Here is a 16,707-nt window from a genome sequence, read left to right as displayed (position 1 = left end):
AATAATTAACAAATGTATTTTGTGACATCCTCTCCACATACATCGGTGAGGTAAGATAGAGCGCGAAAACGCAATCCTACAAATTCGTCATATAAAGGATTGAGTTTACATAGTGGTGGGATATCAATACACTTCCCAAATAATTTAATTTGTCGCTCAAAGGGACAACAACAAGGAATTGTTTGGCAAATTAGATGAGCGAAGCGATTATTTTTAACCTGAATTCCATCTACCACACGGCGCAACGGATTAAGAAGATTGTTGAACCACCCTCGTTTTTTCTGGTTAGGTGGATGGTAATTAGGATGAGTGTGAGTATGTTCGTGAGTGTGATTGATGGTTTCCATCTATATATACCTTGGGTAAATGCTATCAAGAAAAAAGGGGAAATAATTCATAATTACGAATTACGAATTACGAATTACGAATTATTTCCCGCCTTTAATTAACACGTTGTGTTTCCACGCAATTTCTAACGAATCAAGTCGTAAGAAATATCTGTCTTAGAAGGAATGTTGGTGTTGCGATCGATTTCTTCAAACAGGGTGTTTACAGTCCAGTTGAGGAGATTGATCACGCCTTGATAACCAATGGTGGCGTAGCGGTGTAAGTGGTGGCGATCCATGATGGGGTAGCCGATTCTCACGAGGGGAATCTTGGTGTCGCGCCACAGGTACTTACCGTAGGTGTTACCAACTAGGAAATCTACTGGTTCGGTGAACAATAGTGAACGCATGTGCCACAAGTCCTTACCAGGCCAAACAGTTGCATGTTGACCGAAGGGGCTAGAAGCAAGCAATTCTTTAATTTCTGCTTCAAATACTTCGTTGCTGTTGTGAACCAAGATATGCACAGGTTCAGCACCCATTTCTAGCATAAAGCCAACTACGCTGTATACTAAATCTGGTTCGCCGTAGATAGCGAAGCGCTTGCCGTGAATCCATGAGTGGGAGTCAGTCATGGCATCAACTGCACGACCGCGTTCGATTTCCAATTCTTGAGGAATGGGGATACCACTCAATTCGCTGAGTTTCATCAAGAACTCATCAGTACCCTTAATACCCCAAGGACGGGAAATTGAGGTTGGTTGCTTCCACTCTTTTTCGATATACTCGCGGGTTTTGAGGGTGGAGTGTGCTTGCAGAGCGATCGTAGCTTTCGCATTGATTGAATCTGCTGCATCTTCTAACTTTGTACCACCTGGGTACATATCGAATTCACCTGTGTTTGGTGAATCGAGGTAGTCGCTGTTGTCGGCTAGAATTGTGTAGTCAAAGCCGAACAAAGAAGCGATCCGCTTGATTTCGCGGTTGTTGCCTACGTATGTATCAAAACCTGGGATGAAGTTGATCTTACCATTGCTGGTTTCTTTCTTATGACCTGCGGTCAAGTTAGAAAGAATTCCCTTCATCATGTTGTCGTAACCAGTGATGTGGGAACCGACAAAGCTAGGGGTGTGAGCGTAAGGTACTGGGAAATCTTGAGGAACTGAACCAGCTTCCTTGGCGTTGTTGATGAAAGACTGTAAGTCATCACCAATTACTTCTGCCATACAAGTGGTGCAGACAGCGATCATCTTAGGCTTGTAGAGTTGGTAAGAGTTCGCCAACCCGTCAATCATGTTTTGCAGACCACCAAACACGGCTGCATCTTCAGTCATTGAAGAAGATACACCAGAGAATGGTTCTTTGTAGTGACGGGTTAAGTGGGTGCGGAAGTAAGCAACGCAACCTTGAGAACCTTGAACAAAAGGTAGAGTACCTTCAAAACCAACAGCAGCAAAGATTGCTCCTAATGGTTGACAACCTTTAGCAGGGTTAACGGTTAAAGCTTCACGAGCGAAGTTCTTTTCACGATAATCCCAACCCTTCGTCCACTCTGCAACCCGTTGTACTTCTTCGGGTTCGTGACCGTTTTCAAACTGCTTTTTGTTTTCAAATAGCTGTTGGTACTCTGGCTGGTGGAATAACTCGACGTGATCTTGAATTTTTTCTGGATTCTGAGGCATTTCTGGATCTCCAAGGTTACTGAATTCTTGTACTGATTGAAATGGGAGTAGGTAGAGACGCGATTAATCCGGTAGAGACGCGATTAATCGCGTCTCTACAAGGGAGGTGGGAATATGATTCAAAATTCAAAATGCAAAAATCAAAATAAATTTTTAATCTTTCAATTTTGAATTTTGGATTCCTAACTCCCTCCTGGGGTTTTAGCCCCAGGTTATCCTTACTTATCTCTCTCTCCCATTTCCCTAAACCGCAGCCTTAGCCTTAGCTTCAGCCTTCTTAGCCTGAGCTTTTTCATTCCAAGGAGCGCCAATTAATCCCCAGGTTGGGCTGTTGAGTGCCAAGTCCATGTCACGTGCGAAGATGGCAAAGCCGTCATAACCGTGATAAGGGCCGGAGTAATCCTTTTGATGGTTTAATTATTTTCAACAGCTTAATGTTTGCGGTAAGCAATGTCTCTGCTAAACATTGTTTTCTGAGAACACATTTATTTTTAGACTAAATATAGGCTAAAAACACAGCATAATCAGGTTCAGGACTCACGCATCACCTAAATGTTGTCCTGATGCAGGGCGTTGCTAAATCAAGGGATGATTTTTGTAGGGTGGGCATCCTGCCCGCCTGGAAATACAAGGGACGGGCAAGATGCCCATCCCACAAAGCCAGCAAAATCATCCCGCAAATATGCAACACCGCCTGGTGCTTGTGTTCATCTCTGCAATCACAGCAACAAAGAGCGCATGATGAGAACGAAAGTACTACTAGAATTAGAGAAAGTTAATCTGCGTTTGAAGTCTGCAAAGGCTAAGGTAACAATTAGAGAATCAAATGGAAGTCTGCAATTACGGGCGACGTTACCAATTAAGCCGGGAGACAAAGATAGCAATGGTACTGGGAGAAAGCAATACAATCTCAGTTTGAATATTCCCGCTAACTTGGATGGACTCAAGACGGCTGAGGAAGAAGCCTATGAATTAGGTAAGTTAATCGCTCGTAAAACTTTTGAATGGAATGATAAATATTTAGGTAATGAGACAATTAAAAAAGAATTTAAAACTATAGAAGAGTTACTCAAACAATTTGAAGAAGAGTATTTTAAAACTCATAAACGAACTACCAAAAGCGAACACACTTTTTTTTATTACTTTTCCCGAACTAAACGATTTACGAATCCTAAAGATTTGGCAACTGCGGAAAATCTAATAAGTTCAATTGAACAAATCGATAAAGAATGGGCTAAGTATAATGCAGCTAGAGCGATCGCAGCATTTTGTATGACATTTAACATCGAAATCGATTTATCTAAATATTCCAAAATGCCAGAGAATAATTCCAGAAATATACCGACCGATGCAGAAATATCTGAGGGAATTCTCAAGTTTGAAGATTATCAACATAATAGAGGTAATCAAGTTAATCAAAATGTTCAAGATAGCTGGCAACTTTGGCGCTGGACGTATGGAATGTTAGCAGTTTTTGGTTTACGTCCACGGGAACTTTTTATTAATCCCGATCTTGATTGGTGGTTGAGTCAAGAAAATTTAGATTTGACATGGAAAGTTCATAAAGATTGTAAGACTGGGGAGAGAGAAGCATTACCATTATATAGACAATGGATTGAGGATTTTGATTTGAGAAATCCTAAATATTTAGAGATGTTGCGGAGTGCGATCGCTAAAAAAGATAACACTAATCATGCTGAGATAACGGCGTTAACACAACGAGTTAGTTGGTGGTTTCGCAAAATAGGTTTGGATTTTAAACCTTATGATTTACGTCATGCTTGGGCAATTCGGGCGCATATTTTGGGGATACCAATTAAAGCGGCGGCGGATAATTTGGGGCATAGTGTGCAAGTTCATACCCAAACTTATCAGCGTTGGTTTTCGCTAGATATGCGGAAGTTGGCGATTAATCAGGCGTTGAGTAAGAGGAATGAAGTTGAGTTGATTAGGGAAGATAATGCTAAGTTGAGAATGGAGAATGACAAGTTGAGATTGGAGATTGAGAAGTTGAGAATGGAAATGGTTTATAAACAAAGTTAAATTTACTGATAAATCATATAAAATTATCTAAATTTGCTATGATTTATAGATGAAAAAGTATCATTGGCGAATGTTGCCAGCCACACAGCATCTACATACAAAAAAACGAAGTCATACATAGATTATAATTTCATTTCAAGATTACTGCAAAAGCTCAAATTAACCAAGGAGTATAACTTATGCAAATTATCATTGACCTCCCCGATGATATAGCCAACCAATTACAAGTGCAACCCACGAGCATTTCCCGCAGAGTTTTGGAACTCATCGCAGCTGATAATTATCGTCAAGGTCGCATTGGAGCCGCCGAAGTTCACCGAATGCTGAATTTATCTTCTCGATGGGAAACTTATGAATTCCTCAAACGTGAACAAGCTTATTTACCCTACACTGAAGAAGACTTAGAACAAGATGTTCAAGCAATTCGTAATTTACTAGCTACTGAATGATTATTGTCTCTAACACTTCTCCAATCAACTACCTAATTTTGATTGGGCAAATCAACCTTCTACCTGAACTATTTCAGCAAATTATCATTCCTCAAGCAGTTTACACTGAGCTATCTGATAAACTTGCTCCACCACCTGTCCAAGCTTGGATTGCAGCACCACCCAACTGGCTAAAAATTCAAACCGTTAGCCAAACTACGATGCGATGTCTACGACGGGCTACACCTACGCAAATTTGCTCGATCCTGGTGAATCTGAGGCTATACTGCTAGCCCAGGAACTCAATGCAGACTTACTTATATTAGACGACATGAAAGCAAGACGCATTGCCAAAGATAGAGGCTTGGTTATCACAGGTATCCTGGGAATTTTGGATCAGGCAACAACGATGAAGCTAATCAATTTACCTGTTACTATCCAAAGTCTTAAAAACACATCTTTCTGGGCATCTGATAGTTTGTTTCAAAAGTTGTTAGATAAGCATTCTTAAATGGTAATCAACCACGGGGCGATCGCGCAGTGGAAGTATTAACATTACAGATGCGACAAGAACACGCAATCAGTTCAAAATAGATTTACAGAAAGACTATCAAATTGTTGAAATCACAGAAAATATCATTAATTCTGGAATGGTATTATCTGAAACTTATGGTTTAAGAGGTTATGATGCTATCCAACTATCAGTAGATCGTGCAGTTAACATCATTTGCATTGCTAATGGATTACCTCCTATTACCTTTGTGTCCGCAGATAATGAGTTGAATGCAGCAGTTGTAAGTGAGGGATTAATGATTGAAAACCCTAATAGTCACCCATAATGCAAACTCACTTGTGATATTTACTATTGAGATTGATGTGGTGCGTTGCACTATACGCCAATAATACTGACTACTGAGTAATGCTATGATTTATGGGTGAAAATGATCCAAATAAACCCATTAAGATATTTATGTCGGCTACTGATATTGGAACACTGATTGTTAAATCACCTGAGACTCTAGGGGGTCGTCCCCGCATTGCTGGTACTAGAGTTTCTGTTCAACGCATCACAGCTTGGTACAAACTTGGGCTGAATGCAGAAGAAATTGCTGAACGTATGGGAAATGTAAATCTCGTACAGGTTTATGCTGCTTTAACTTATTATCACGCTAATCGAGAAGAAATTGAGGCATATATTTCTGCTGAAAAAGCAGATTACAAGCGATTAGCTACAGAAATGGGGCAAGCAATATGAGTCAAATTCGATTATTTATTGATGAAGACTCAATGGATCAGCGATTTATCAAAGCATTGAGAGCGAGGGGAGTAGACGTTACAAGTGTTGGGGAAGTTGAAACGATTAGTTCTAGCGATAAGGAACAACTGACTTTAGCAACTGAATTGCAAAGAGTTTTATACACATTCAATGTTGGTGATTTTTGCCAGTTACACAGCATATACATACAAGATAAACGAAGTCATGCAGGGATTATAATTTCATCGCAAGATTACTCGATTGGTGAACAAATGCGAAGAGTACTCAAGCTGATAGCAGCTAAATCAGCCGAAGATATGATAAATCAATTAGTATTTCTCAGTAATTACGCTGGAGAAATATAAATACAGTTAATATACATAAAAAGATATGTCTGATTTAACTGATGCTCTTGAGTTTTTCCAACAACGCAGCATGATCTCAAATTTACAAAGCTGATACCGCAGCCTGATAGAATTTGTAGAAAAATAGAAATGTTGATTCATCTCCAGCATGACAATTATGAACGCCGTAGAGCTATTTTCTGCCTTGCGAAATTTAACTCGTGCAGACAAACTGAAAGTTATGCAGTTTCTAGTTTCAGAATTATCTAGGGATGAGGAACCATCATTAGAGCAAGGAGCAACTTACCCTATTTGGTCGCCACTTAATTCCCACGCAGCTGCACATAAACTTGCTGAACTTCTAGAGTCGGACGAATAAATGCACAATGGTTAATCCTCAAAGATTTTCCTTTACAGAGGGATACGATACATTTGGTGTTCCCGGTGCGCTGCCAAAGCTACCATTAATATTAACCTATCGGAACTCATCCTCATCTGTAGACGTTTCAGGCTTGTTAGATACTGGAGCAAGCGTCAGCGTTCTGCCATCTAGTATTGGTGTCCAACTAGGCGCAATTTGGGAAGAACAGACGATTTCTGTAATTTTGGCTGTTAATTTGGCTCCCGTTGCAGCAAAAGGTTTGCTTGTATCTGCTCAGATTGGATCGTTTGAGCCTGTTCGCTTATTTTTTGCGTGGAGTTTGTCTAATGATGTACCTTTGTTGCTAGGACGTATGAACTTCTTTTTGGAGTTTGATGTGTGTTTCTATCGTTCACAACTGGTATTTGATGTGTGTCCACAGTCGTAATGCGATCGCACTGGCTATAAGACAACAGTATTATTTTGTCACAGATTTACTTGTGAGGGCAACGAAGGTATAACATAGATTTTGAGTCCTTAGTGTAAGTTTCTGTACGGATGCTTTTTTCATCCCAATAAAGGCCAATGCCGTCCCGCGCCCGATGAAAAGGCGCGGTGTCCGTGGTATTAAGAACGGTAGAGAGCAATGCTTGCCGATAATACGATAGATGCCCGAATTGCGGGAAACAAGAACGTGCCTTTTTACCATAATAAAAAAACACCCGCGTCGAACGCTTTAACCGATCTGATTCGCGCCGTACTTCGGATGAACGCAACGGTGCAAAAATCAGGAACACGCCTAATGCAGGGTATGGGAATAACCAATGCTCGGTGGCAAACGCTGAGTGAGTTATTCGCACTTGAAAAGCGCGTCACGGTAAGCGAATTGGCCCGGCATATGGGCTTAACACGGCAAGCCGTACAACGACTCGCTGACGACATGGCAAGCGACGGTCTAGTTGAGTTCGCCGAAAATCCCGGCGATGCCCGAGCGATGCACTTGCTGCTCACGGAAGCAGGCAGGGCAAGGTATCACGATGCGTTGGAGCGCGAATGGCAATGGACAAATGCGATCGCCGAAGACTTTGACGCGGAACAAATCACTCGTGCTGTGGCACTTCTGGAAGCCATTACGCAGAAGATGCAAACCGATGATTGACAACATATTGTCAATACGATAACATTTGGATATTGACAACATATTGTCAATATTACTTGTAAGAAAGCCACCATCGTGATGCCAAACCCAACCGCCGCCGAACAGTTCGACCCACATAACCCGCGATTTACCGCCGACCGATTCACGCTCCTCGCGCAGATGCGCTCCGAGGCTCCCGTGACATTCCTGCCCGCACTTCATGTTTACGCCGTGACGCGGTGGCAGGAAGTGCATGACGTTTTGGGTGATGCCGTGACATTCGCGTCATCCGAGGCGTTTAGCGCGGGAGTTCATCTCGCGCCGGAAGCCCTCGCCATCTATTCACTCACATCGCCGCTCTTCGCCTACAACCTGATCAACGTGGACAAGCCGCTCCACACCCGCTTACGCGATCCGCTCATGGCGGCTTTCTCTCCAAAGCGCATTCAGTCGCTTGCCCCGACGGTGATAGCGGACGTAGAAGACCTGCTCGATGCGATCGCAGCATCGGGCGGTCAAACTGACCTGCTCCTTACCTTGTGCAAGCCTCTGCCGCTACGAACAATCTGCCGACTACTGGGTGTTCCGCTTGCGGATGCCGAGAAATTGAGCGGCTGGTCGGATGCGCTGGTCGCGTTCCAGACACCCGGCTTACCCGTCGAGGTGCAAGTCGGCGCAGCACACGGTTTGCGGGCGTTGGAAAACTACGTCCGCGAAATGATTGCTGAAAAAACCGCGATGCCGGACGACGGTTTGATTTCTGCGTTGGTCGCCGGTCGCGCTGCTGGGGAAAACGATTTGTCAGAGGATGAGTTAGTCGCGGACATTGCGATCGTTTTCTTTGCCGGACACGAAACCACCATCAATACACTCGCCAATGCGTTTCACTCGCTTTTGAACCGGCGTGACCAATGGGAAGCCGTCGGATCGGGAACCGTGGATGCCGAAAATCTCACCGATGAACTCTTGCGCCACGACACATCGGTGATGGGATTATACCGACGTGCCACCATGGATACCGTTATCGGCGGCGTGACCGTGCCGCAGGGCGCGACGGTTTGGGTGTCCTATGCTGCGGCGAACCGCGATCCGGCTCTATTCGACGCACCGGAAACGCTCCAGTGTCCGCGTGGGAACGCCCGCCAGCATTTGACGTTCGGCTACGGCGCTCACTATTGCGTCGGGCCGTTGCTTGCCCGTCTGCAATTGCGCGAGGCAGTCACCCGTGTTGCGAAGCGTTTTCCAGAGATGCGTCTTGAGCCGGGTGCGATCGTGCCGGAAATCCCGCATCATGGTCTTCGCGCTCCGCTCACGCTGCCGGTACTACTGAAATAGAAAGAAAATCATGCGCTCTGAATACTCCTCGTCCAGATGCGTTCCGAGGGTGCTGTAATATTCCTGCCCGCACTTCATGCTTACGCCGTGACGGCGATCGCGGGAGCCATTTTGGGGCGAGAACCCCGTCCGCTGCGACAGTACTTCTATGAGTTAGCCAGCCGCTAGTTACATCTTGTCTAAAAATTAGTTGTACTACAAGCGTAACTATTCAGGTTGCAGCATAGTTGGCGTAGTGTGGTTGCCCAAGAAAACGCGATTCGTTTCCCGGATATGCGTTTTGAGCCGGGTACGATCGTGCCGGAAATCCCGCACCGTGGTCTTCGCGCCCGACAATTCTAACGAAGCACAAAGCAAAATTCAAACAAAAAAGGAAAAACCATGATCTTGGTAACAGGAGCCACCGGACAGTTGGGTACAGCAGTAGTCCAAAATCTACTGAAAAAAACATCCGCCAACCAAATTGCCGCACTTGTGCGTGATGAAAGTAAAGGCTCTGCCTTGAAAGAAAAAGGGGTAGACATACGCATAGGCAACTACGATGATACTGCTTCACTCGACAAGGCTATGCAGGGAATTGAAAGGGTTTTGCTGATAGCCGGAACGGATGAAGATAACCGCATAAAGCAACACCAAAATGTCGTGGATGCCGCAAAAAAGGCAGGGGTGCAATGTGTCGCTTACACTAGTCGAACGTTGAAAGACAGAAACACTTTGGCAAACAAGTTGATGGAGGGTCATTTTCAGACGGAAGATTACATCAAGGAATGTGGGTTGAACTATGCCATATTTCGCAATGTCTTGTATATGGACACCATTGGGCAGTTCGTAGGGTCAAGAGTTTTTGATACAGGTATCAACTTACCAACCGATCAGGGAAGAGTCCCCTTTGCCCTGAGAAGCGAAATGGGAGAAGCCATTGCAAATGCACTGTTAGAAAGCGGTTGCGATAATCGAATCTACAAACTCACAGGAAGTGAGTCCTATTCCTTTGATGATGTTGCAGCTACCCTTTCCGACTTATCAGGCAAAGAGGTAGCTTATACACCTGCTGAGAAATCAGCATTTGAGGCGCAAATGAAGGAACGTGGCGTACCGGAAACTATGGTTACTAGGGTCGTGGGTTTTCTAACAGACATCAAGAATGGGCAGGAAGAAGAGGTAAACCCCGACCTGGAAAACCTGCTTGGGCGAAAGCCTGCATCGCTTCAAGAGGGGTTAAAAGTTCTTTTCAATTTCTGATGAGATATTGGCTATTCCTGATTGAATAGAATATAGGGAAAAAATGAAAGCAATAGTAATTAACACATACGGCAATGAGGACGTTTTGGATTACGTCGATGTCGAACGTCCAGAACCGAAAACGGACGAAATTCTGGTGAAAGTTCACGTCGCGGCGGTCAATCCGGCTGACTGGAAAATCCGCGATGGGATGGGCGAAAGGTTTGGGTTCAAACTTCCGCTCATTCTGGGCGGCGACATCGCCGGAACCGTTGAAGAGGTGGGGGATGGCGTTGAAAGTTTCAAGAAGGGCGATGCGGTTTATGGGATGACCCTTTCCAGCCTCTCCGGTGCTTACGCCGAATACGCGGTTACAAAAGCGGACGCGATCGCACCCAAACCGGAAAGCCTCAATTTTGAAGAGGCGGCGGCGATTCCAATCGGCGCGTTGACTGCGTGGCAAGCGATGTTCGATTTGGCGAATCTAAGCAGGGGGCAAAGAATCTTGATCACCGGCGCGTCGGGTGGAGTCGGCTCAATGGCTGTTCAGCTTGCCAAAGCCAAAGGTGCGATCGTTATCGGCACGGCTTCGGGCAAAAACGAAAAATTCGTCCGCGATTTGGGCGCAGATGAATTCGTTGATTACACACAGCAACCTTTTGAAGAAGTCGTCAAAGACGTGGATGTCGTTTTCGATACGGTCGGCGGCGACACCCAGGAGCGAGCCTTTCAAACTCTGAAAAAGGGCGGCTTTCTGGTAACATCGGCGCAGACTCCGGCCGCAGAAAAAGCAAAAGAATTTGGCATAGAAGCCGCGTTTGTCTTTTGTAAGCCGAACGCGGGGCAATTAACCGAAATCAACCGGCTGATTGAAGAAGGCAAATTAAAAATACACATCGAAACGGTTCTGCCGCTCACGGAAGTAAAAAAGGCGCATCAACTTTCCCAAAGCGGGCGCACACGCGGCAAAATTGTTTTGCAAATTGGGACATAGTTTTAAAGCGTGAATTAATCTAATCTATGAACGAAAAAATGGAAACGGATGTCATCATCGTCGGAGCGGGATTCATTGATAATTTAAATAGAAAAATCATGAAAAAAGTATTAATCACTGGTGCCAATAAAAGTATTGGTTTTGAAACAGCCCGCCAACTGCTGCAAAAGGGATATTACATTTACTTAGGCAGCCGTAATTTAAAGAATGGTTTGGAAGCGGTAGAAAAGCTTAAAGCCGAAGGGTTGAACGAAGTGGAAGCCGTACAATTAGATGTAAGCGATGATGAATCGGTAAAGGCAGCCCGTGCTGAAATAGGCAAAAAAACTGAAGTATTGGATGTGCTGATCAATAACGCGGGCATCAACGGTGGCCTTACGCAAACAGCATTAGGTACAGATATAGCTGTTTTCAAGCAGGTGTTTGATACCAATGTGTTTGGCGTAGTCAAAGTTACCCAGGCTTTTATAGATTTGTTGCAAAAGTCGCCCCAACCCCGCATCGTAAATGTAACTTCTGGCTTGGCTTCGCTCACCCTGCACAATGACCCTACGTGGAAGTATTATAATGTTAAGGCTGCCGTTTACAACTCATCCAAAGCTGCACTCAATATGTATACCATTGCTTTGGCTTACGAACTACGTGATACGCAGTTTAAGGTAAACGTAGTTGACCCTGGCTATACCGCAACCGATTTTAACCAGCACAGCGGACCTGGTACTGTGGAAGATGCCGCCGCGCGTTTAGTGAAATACGCCACTATCGATGACGGTCCGACAGGAAAGTTTTTTAGTGATGACAACAGCCCGGAAACAGGAGAAAGCCCCTGGTAGTTTCAGTTAGTTAACAACCTCATTGCGTACCCCTGCTCTTAAGCAAGCTATGCGTAGCGTCTCGTAGAGAGGAACGAACCATTGGCATCCCCTCACCGAATTTTAGATTTTAAATTTTGGATAATGGAATTGAATGATTCAAAATCCAAAATTTAAACAGGTCTCTTCGCGTTCAGCGTCTCCAAGAGTTACCCCTGAATTTATTCATGGAACAAATCTAAGATATAAAATCCAAAATTTTTAGTGAAGCCCCTGCATTTATGTATGGGGTCAATCTAAAATCCAAAACTTGTACTGAGCGACTTGTGCCGAGCCTGTCCTGAGCGTAGCCGAAGGGCGAAGCCGAGGTAAGTCGAAGTATCCAAAATCCAAAATTGGCTCACCATGAGGAATTAATAAAGGGAGATGCAGCATGAGTAGTTTGCTAACCAATATAAAGCCGCCTGTTCAGTTTTACCCAAAATTTCTCAACTCGGTAGATAACTGCGATTGGCTTCAAAAGTCCCAGAACCTCGAATGGACTCGGAGCGAAATCAATATGTATGGAAAATCAATTCCCGTACCGCGTGATGAGTCCCTATTTGGCGACGACCTGCACTATGAATATCGTGGCACCCAGATTGAAGCTGCTCCCTGGCCCGACTTCTTGCTAGAAGCCCGCTCGCGCATTCAAGCATTGAGCGGATATAAATTCAATTTTGTAGTCGGTAATCGCTACCGAACAGGCAAAGACTCAATTGGCTGGCACTCCGATAATTTCCCGACTATCGGGAAAAGACCTGCCATCGCTTCTTTAAGCTTAGGTAGCACTCGCAAATTTAAACTGCGGCATAAGGACAGTGGTGAAACAGTTGACTACCAGCTAGAGAGCGGGTCTTTGTTGATCATGCTCCCTGGCTGTCAAGAAGACTGGGTTCACGCGGTTCCAAAAACCGCTCGTCCAGTTGACGAACGAATCAACTGGACGTTTAGACCCCATCTGGACGCGATTTTCTAACGACTGATTGATTATGACCGGAGGCGGAGCGTTTCCGGCTCCGCTCCTGAATTCTGTTAGCGGATAGCTAGGGTTTAGCCCCTTCTGAATTCTTCTTCAAATTTCTAATTAAGCTTGCTCCCAAAGCTCACGGACATAATCAGGTAGCCAGCTAGCAATTTCCTGAATCCGCTCTTGGGAAAGTTCGTCTTTGGTGGCAGAAAACACTGCTTTAACCGCTTGCTCTCGCTCGACTGTTCGCGGCATACCACTTTCGTTAGCTACTCGGAACAGGAAGCGATCGGAATCGATATTGAAGATACCTGGGCCTTTCCAGGGTGGACGAATTCTGCTCAAAAATCCCACAATTGGATTAGTGTCTTTCCAGAGATCGGACACTTCAAACTGGAGTGCTTTTTCATCTGTAGGCACAGCCTCTGTATGCAGTTCTGCCTCGACACGATCGCTAGCTTCTGTTGTCATTAAGTCGCGCATGACGCGAAACACAACTTCGGTAAAGTCTCTTGCGTCATAGGGATCTGCGAATCCGGCTTTGACCATGACCTTTTCAAGAAAGGAGCGATGTTCGTCAGCGATCGCAGTTCGAGTATCTTCAATTTCCGTTGGATCAATTTCTGGAATATTTTTTCTAAAACTTTGATCGGGCATTGTTTTTTGTTGTGGTTATTGTTTTTGAGTTTTTATGCTTACTTTATGTAAGGTCGCACAAATCAAAAACTCTTAGTATCATCCAGAAGTTTGAGATGCCATCTATTCAAAAGTTAGAAATTCATCTGAATCTGCTTACAGTATTGAGAGGAACTGATTTCCCTTCATCAAGCAGAGTAATACTTCTGCTGTTTTTGCGCGTCTTAAACATCACCCATCTGTGTCGAAAACAGTCAAAATAGATAAGTTGGTATAAAATCAGCCTAAACAAAGATGCTAGAAACAACAAACATCGAGATTAACACTAGCTATATCAAAGTACCTAACAATGACTTAGAAATCGATGCTTACTTAGCTCAACCACGACAACAGGGAACCTTTGGCGCGGTTATCGTTTTTCCAGAAATTTTTGGAATCAACAATAATATTCGAGATATTACAGAACTAATCGCCAAACAAGGATATATAGCAATAGCTCCGGCGATGTATCAACGTATTGCTCCCAGTTTTGCGGCTGACTTTAGCCCAGAAGATGCTGGCTTTAGTCCAGAAGCATATCAACTTGGCTTGGAATATTATCAACAAGTTAAGTATCAAGAAATTTTCAGCGATATTCAAGCTGCGATCGCTTATCTAAAAACTTTACCCAATGTCAAAGATAATGCAATCGGGGTAATTGGTTTCTGTTTTGGTGGTCATGTTGCTTACATGGCTGCAACTTTACCTGATATCAAAGCAACAGCTTCGTTTTACGGTGCTGGGATTACCACTTCTAGTTATGGGGAAGATACCCCGACAATTAATCGCATCTCGGAAATTCAAGGTACTATTTATGCATTTTTTGGTACAAGAGATGCGTTAATTTCGCAAGAGGAAAACGAGCAAATTGAGGCAGAGTTAAAGAAACAGAAGATAAATCATCGTGTATTTCGATACGATGCAGGACACGGTTTCTTCGCCGGATTCTTCAAAGATCAATATCCATTCATTACCCAGAACCCAATTTATAATCCCGAAGCTGCTCCTGATGCTTGGAAGCATGTTCTCGAACTGTTTCAAAATAACTTGTGAAATGATTCCACACTAATCAACCTGCATGAAAAATAGACATCTCCGAAAAAGAATGTAGAGACGTAGTACTGCTACATCTCTACAAGGGTTCTGGATAACGCATATTTAATTTCTGGAGATGTCTAATGTTTGTAGTCAAGACTTTGTTTTTTAGTGAAGACTAAAATCCTCACTAAAAAACAAAATTACAAGACTGCAATACAGTTGCCTTTAACCTTTTAAGTTTTTAAGCAATAATTGACAACCACATAAAAACGGGTTTGGATTTTCTATACGATCGTCTACAAGCACTTCAATGGGAAGCTTGCTGTTGTAAATCAATTCGTCATAATCCATCAACGCATCCCACTTGATTTTGCCAGTCGGGAAACCTAGCTGTGAAGTACCATCAGCTATTAACTCTTGCCATTTCTGAATTTCTGGATCTTGGGATTTGCAGTAATCGAAAATGGCAATAAATGCACCCGGCTTGGTAACTCTTAAGATTTCCCTAAGAGCAAGGACTGGATCGTTAACGACACATAAGGTATATCCCGACGCTGCTGCATCAAAGCTATTATCAGGAAAATCAAGATTGCAGAGATCCGATACCTTAAAAGTGATGTCTGCGGATACGCTCTTTTTACGTGCTTCGTCTATCATTTTATGAGAAAGATCAACACCAACGACATGCACACCTTCAGGATAAGCTGAAAGATTAAGACCTGTTCCTACCGCAGCATCTAGTACGGTTTGTCCTGGTTGAAGTTGCAAAGAAGCAATTAAAGGTTCACGTTCAGTGTGCCAATAACGCTTCATAATTGCGTCATAATCTACCGCCCCGCGATCGTAAGTTTCAATTACCTGATTTATCTGCATAAGTTTTTTAACAACAAATAGGACTACTTTTTTAACTATCTGTTCAACTGTGTGGTGTGTTAATACCTAAACTTTGTGTATTGTACTACTATATAGATCGCTTGACATCCGCTTTGCCTCCGGTCAGAATCAAAATGCGCTATTTGCCAGTCATACAAAATTTATCTGAATTCTGACTACTGAATTCTGTTTCGATAAATGTTTAGAGTGCGATCGCACTTAGTTGAAAAGTTCCACAAACCAAGTTTGTTCGCTGCTGATTTTACCTTAACTTATAAGGTGTGTTGCTTGTCACAACACACCATAATATCACTTTACATCTATGCAATTATTTGGGTTAAACCAGAATTCAGAATTCAGAATCAATTTAGTGGGGGATTTAGACCCGCCACTTTCTTGTTGACCACCAAATTAAAAATTTGGTGGGGGACTTAAACCCACTTATTCATCCGCCAGTCATACAGAATACCTTTCCTGTATTCTGACTCCTGACTCCTGAATTCTTTCTTGTTAACAAAATTTTGAGTAATTGCACACATTCTAAGTTGTCGCTGCTGGTTTCTTTCCATTCTTGCTCTCCACAGTGGCAACAAATGACGGTTGCTCAGTACTAAGAGTTGGCGACTCGCCTCGCAGTCCCTTACGACGCTGGTTTTTAGGAACTCCTCCCGCCATACCATACTCTACACTGCTTTTGCCATATCGAGTTGCAACTGCCATTAGCATGTGTTCTGTCATATCTCCCAACTTGTCTTCTGTTTCTAGCATTTCACGATACAATTTATCCAAGCTGGAAAGGGCACTGTTATAGGCATTTTCTCTAGTTCGCATCATTTCAATTAGGGTTGAGAAGGCAGGTAAGTTGAGTCCATTGCCTAAATCTAAACTCGGATCGATAGAGTTTATGCTAGCTGCACGACGCACTGCTTTTTCTAAAATTAGCGAGGTTCTTTTTCTACGAGCCATGAGCTACACCTTGTAATACAGTACGGTTAATATTCTTTACCTTAGAAAGTTTCCGTATGGATCAGCCTGAGAGAATTCCGGCAAATCTACAATGGTTTTTGCTACAAACGCGATCGCTATTATAAATGCGCGAAATACTGAAATAAGTAAGTAAAAGCTGCTTTTGAGTAAGTAAAAGCTCATTTTACTTGCGGAAAACACCAAAAT

21 protein-coding genes and 1 pseudogene are annotated in these 16,707 nt (G+C 43.6%); 16 read left to right on the top strand and 6 right to left on the bottom strand.

The window, feature by feature from the left end:
- Positions 1-5 precede the first annotated feature (5 nt).
- The 3 genes from HWQ36_RS04030 to HWQ36_RS04020 form a co-directional block, all read right to left on the bottom strand.
- Positions 6-347, bottom strand: coding sequence for a Mo-dependent nitrogenase C-terminal domain-containing protein (locus HWQ36_RS04030; RefSeq protein ID WP_292698337.1), 342 nt, complete (start codon positions 345-347; stop codon positions 6-8).
- 125 nt (positions 348-472) lie between these two features.
- A complete protein-coding gene (gene nifK, locus HWQ36_RS04025; RefSeq protein ID WP_292698335.1) occupies positions 473-2,008 on the bottom strand; it encodes a nitrogenase molybdenum-iron protein subunit beta in 1,536 nt (511 codons plus the stop codon).
- A 243-nt stretch (positions 2,009-2,251) separates the two neighbouring features.
- Positions 2,252-2,356: a nitrogenase molybdenum-iron protein subunit alpha gene (locus HWQ36_RS04020; RefSeq protein WP_083782302.1), complete on the bottom strand. Its 105-nt coding sequence runs from the start codon at positions 2,354-2,356 to the stop codon at positions 2,252-2,254.
- A 359-nt stretch (positions 2,357-2,715) separates the two neighbouring features.
- Here HWQ36_RS04020 and HWQ36_RS04015 point away from each other — a divergent pair.
- From HWQ36_RS04015 to HWQ36_RS03945, 15 genes and pseudogenes are all read left to right on the top strand, one after another.
- Positions 2,716-4,051: pseudogene (locus tag HWQ36_RS04015) on the top strand (site-specific integrase); the annotation flags it as partial.
- 179 nt (positions 4,052-4,230) lie between these two features.
- On the top strand, positions 4,231-4,500 hold the full coding sequence (locus HWQ36_RS04010; protein ID WP_292698328.1) for a UPF0175 family protein: 270 nt from the start codon (positions 4,231-4,233) through the stop codon (positions 4,498-4,500).
- Between the two features lie 205 nt (positions 4,501-4,705).
- Entirely contained in the window at positions 4,706-4,990 is a 285-nt protein-coding gene (locus HWQ36_RS04005; RefSeq protein ID WP_292698326.1) for a DUF3368 domain-containing protein, read from the top strand.
- A gap of 139 nt (positions 4,991-5,129) precedes the next feature.
- A complete protein-coding gene (locus HWQ36_RS04000; RefSeq protein WP_292698324.1) occupies positions 5,130-5,318 on the top strand; it encodes a hypothetical protein in 189 nt (62 codons plus the stop codon).
- 92 nt (positions 5,319-5,410) lie between these two features.
- Entirely contained in the window at positions 5,411-5,734 is a 324-nt protein-coding gene (locus tag HWQ36_RS03995) for a DUF433 domain-containing protein (protein WP_292698322.1), read from the top strand.
- Entirely contained in the window at positions 5,731-6,099 is a 369-nt protein-coding gene (locus HWQ36_RS03990; RefSeq protein WP_292698320.1) for a DUF5615 family PIN-like protein, read from the top strand. Before HWQ36_RS03995 ends, HWQ36_RS03990 begins: the two co-directional genes overlap by 4 nt.
- A 157-nt stretch (positions 6,100-6,256) precedes the next feature.
- The gene (locus HWQ36_RS03985; protein ID WP_292698384.1) at positions 6,257-6,457 is read left to right on the top strand and encodes a hypothetical protein; all 201 of its coding nucleotides are present in this window, start codon (positions 6,257-6,259) and stop codon (positions 6,455-6,457) included.
- Between the two features lie 7 nt (positions 6,458-6,464).
- Positions 6,465-6,887: a retroviral-like aspartic protease gene (locus HWQ36_RS03980; protein ID WP_292698318.1), complete on the top strand. Its 423-nt coding sequence runs from the start codon at positions 6,465-6,467 to the stop codon at positions 6,885-6,887.
- Positions 6,888-7,085: 198 nt separating this feature from the next.
- A complete protein-coding gene (locus tag HWQ36_RS03975) occupies positions 7,086-7,598 on the top strand; it encodes a MarR family transcriptional regulator (RefSeq protein ID WP_292698316.1) in 513 nt (170 codons plus the stop codon).
- A 78-nt stretch (positions 7,599-7,676) separates the two neighbouring features.
- A complete protein-coding gene (locus HWQ36_RS03970) occupies positions 7,677-8,912 on the top strand; it encodes a cytochrome P450 (protein ID WP_292698314.1) in 1,236 nt (411 codons plus the stop codon).
- Positions 8,913-8,948: 36 nt separating this feature from the next.
- Positions 8,949-9,080, top strand: a complete 132-nt coding sequence (locus tag HWQ36_RS03965) for a hypothetical protein (RefSeq protein WP_292698312.1) — start codon at positions 8,949-8,951, stop codon at positions 9,078-9,080.
- A 213-nt stretch (positions 9,081-9,293) separates the two neighbouring features.
- A complete protein-coding gene (locus HWQ36_RS03960; protein ID WP_292698310.1) occupies positions 9,294-10,154 on the top strand; it encodes an SDR family oxidoreductase in 861 nt (286 codons plus the stop codon).
- Positions 10,155-10,197: 43 nt separating this feature from the next.
- Positions 10,198-11,127, top strand: coding sequence for an NADP-dependent oxidoreductase (locus HWQ36_RS03955; protein WP_292698308.1), 930 nt, complete (start codon positions 10,198-10,200; stop codon positions 11,125-11,127).
- A 26-nt stretch (positions 11,128-11,153) separates the two neighbouring features.
- Positions 11,154-11,960 carry an SDR family oxidoreductase gene (locus HWQ36_RS03950; protein WP_292698306.1) on the top strand — a complete coding sequence of 269 codons (807 nt, stop codon included), beginning with the start codon at positions 11,154-11,156 and terminating at the stop codon, positions 11,958-11,960.
- Between the two features lie 412 nt (positions 11,961-12,372).
- Positions 12,373-12,957 (top strand): alpha-ketoglutarate-dependent dioxygenase AlkB, encoded by a 585-nt coding sequence (locus tag HWQ36_RS03945; RefSeq protein ID WP_292698303.1) that lies wholly within the window; start codon positions 12,373-12,375, stop codon positions 12,955-12,957.
- A gap of 108 nt (positions 12,958-13,065) precedes the next feature.
- Here HWQ36_RS03945 and HWQ36_RS03940 read toward each other — a convergent pair whose 3' ends face one another.
- Positions 13,066-13,605 carry a DUF2267 domain-containing protein gene (locus tag HWQ36_RS03940; RefSeq protein ID WP_292698302.1) on the bottom strand — a complete coding sequence of 180 codons (540 nt, stop codon included), beginning with the start codon at positions 13,603-13,605 and terminating at the stop codon, positions 13,066-13,068.
- Between the two features lie 273 nt (positions 13,606-13,878).
- Between HWQ36_RS03940 and HWQ36_RS03935 the strand changes: the two genes are divergently transcribed.
- Positions 13,879-14,676, top strand: a complete 798-nt coding sequence (locus tag HWQ36_RS03935) for a dienelactone hydrolase family protein (protein WP_292698300.1) — start codon at positions 13,879-13,881, stop codon at positions 14,674-14,676.
- Positions 14,677-14,886: 210 nt separating this feature from the next.
- On the opposite strand, the gene HWQ36_RS03930 is transcribed toward HWQ36_RS03935, so the two are convergent.
- The gene (locus HWQ36_RS03930; protein WP_292698299.1) at positions 14,887-15,534 is read right to left on the bottom strand and encodes a methyltransferase domain-containing protein; all 648 of its coding nucleotides are present in this window, start codon (positions 15,532-15,534) and stop codon (positions 14,887-14,889) included.
- 540 nt (positions 15,535-16,074) lie between these two features.
- Entirely contained in the window at positions 16,075-16,500 is a 426-nt protein-coding gene (locus HWQ36_RS03925) for a hypothetical protein (RefSeq protein ID WP_292698297.1), read from the bottom strand.
- Between the last annotated feature and the right edge of the window lie 207 nt (positions 16,501-16,707).

Origin of the sequence: Nostoc sp. NMS2 (assembly GCF_017115105.1) — a bacterium.
Taxonomy (GTDB): Bacteria; Cyanobacteriota; Cyanobacteriia; order Cyanobacteriales; family Nostocaceae; genus Nostoc.
Note: the sequence above shows the minus strand (reverse complement) of the source record. Positions and strands in the feature narration are given on the sequence as shown.

Excerpts from the sequence above, each read along its gene's own strand:
- HWQ36_RS04030 (WP_292698337.1), bottom strand. The coding sequence starts at position 347 with ATGGAAACCATCAATCACACTCACGAACATACTCACACTCATCCTAAT.
- nifK (WP_292698335.1), bottom strand. The coding sequence starts at position 2,008 with ATGCCTCAGAATCCAGAAAAAATTCAAGATCACGTCGAGTTATTCCAC.
- HWQ36_RS04020 (WP_083782302.1), bottom strand. The coding sequence starts at position 2,356 with ATGGACTTGGCACTCAACAGCCCAACCTGGGGATTAATTGGCGCTCCT.
- HWQ36_RS04010 (WP_292698328.1), top strand. The coding sequence starts at position 4,231 with ATGCAAATTATCATTGACCTCCCCGATGATATAGCCAACCAATTACAA.
- HWQ36_RS04005 (WP_292698326.1), top strand. The coding sequence starts at position 4,706 with ATGTCTACGACGGGCTACACCTACGCAAATTTGCTCGATCCTGGTGAA.
- HWQ36_RS04000 (WP_292698324.1), top strand. The coding sequence starts at position 5,130 with ATGGTATTATCTGAAACTTATGGTTTAAGAGGTTATGATGCTATCCAA.
- HWQ36_RS03995 (WP_292698322.1), top strand. The coding sequence starts at position 5,411 with ATGGGTGAAAATGATCCAAATAAACCCATTAAGATATTTATGTCGGCT.
- HWQ36_RS03990 (WP_292698320.1), top strand. The coding sequence starts at position 5,731 with ATGAGTCAAATTCGATTATTTATTGATGAAGACTCAATGGATCAGCGA.
- HWQ36_RS03985 (WP_292698384.1), top strand. The coding sequence starts at position 6,257 with ATGAACGCCGTAGAGCTATTTTCTGCCTTGCGAAATTTAACTCGTGCA.
- HWQ36_RS03980 (WP_292698318.1), top strand. The coding sequence starts at position 6,465 with ATGGTTAATCCTCAAAGATTTTCCTTTACAGAGGGATACGATACATTT.
- HWQ36_RS03975 (WP_292698316.1), top strand. The coding sequence starts at position 7,086 with ATGCTTGCCGATAATACGATAGATGCCCGAATTGCGGGAAACAAGAAC.
- HWQ36_RS03970 (WP_292698314.1), top strand. The coding sequence starts at position 7,677 with ATGCCAAACCCAACCGCCGCCGAACAGTTCGACCCACATAACCCGCGA.
- HWQ36_RS03965 (WP_292698312.1), top strand. The coding sequence starts at position 8,949 with ATGCGTTCCGAGGGTGCTGTAATATTCCTGCCCGCACTTCATGCTTAC.
- HWQ36_RS03960 (WP_292698310.1), top strand. The coding sequence starts at position 9,294 with ATGATCTTGGTAACAGGAGCCACCGGACAGTTGGGTACAGCAGTAGTC.
- HWQ36_RS03955 (WP_292698308.1), top strand. The coding sequence starts at position 10,198 with ATGAAAGCAATAGTAATTAACACATACGGCAATGAGGACGTTTTGGAT.
- HWQ36_RS03950 (WP_292698306.1), top strand. The coding sequence starts at position 11,154 with ATGAACGAAAAAATGGAAACGGATGTCATCATCGTCGGAGCGGGATTC.
- HWQ36_RS03945 (WP_292698303.1), top strand. The coding sequence starts at position 12,373 with ATGAGTAGTTTGCTAACCAATATAAAGCCGCCTGTTCAGTTTTACCCA.
- HWQ36_RS03940 (WP_292698302.1), bottom strand. The coding sequence starts at position 13,605 with ATGCCCGATCAAAGTTTTAGAAAAAATATTCCAGAAATTGATCCAACG.
- HWQ36_RS03935 (WP_292698300.1), top strand. The coding sequence starts at position 13,879 with ATGCTAGAAACAACAAACATCGAGATTAACACTAGCTATATCAAAGTA.
- HWQ36_RS03930 (WP_292698299.1), bottom strand. The coding sequence starts at position 15,534 with ATGCAGATAAATCAGGTAATTGAAACTTACGATCGCGGGGCGGTAGAT.
- HWQ36_RS03925 (WP_292698297.1), bottom strand. The coding sequence starts at position 16,500 with ATGGCTCGTAGAAAAAGAACCTCGCTAATTTTAGAAAAAGCAGTGCGT.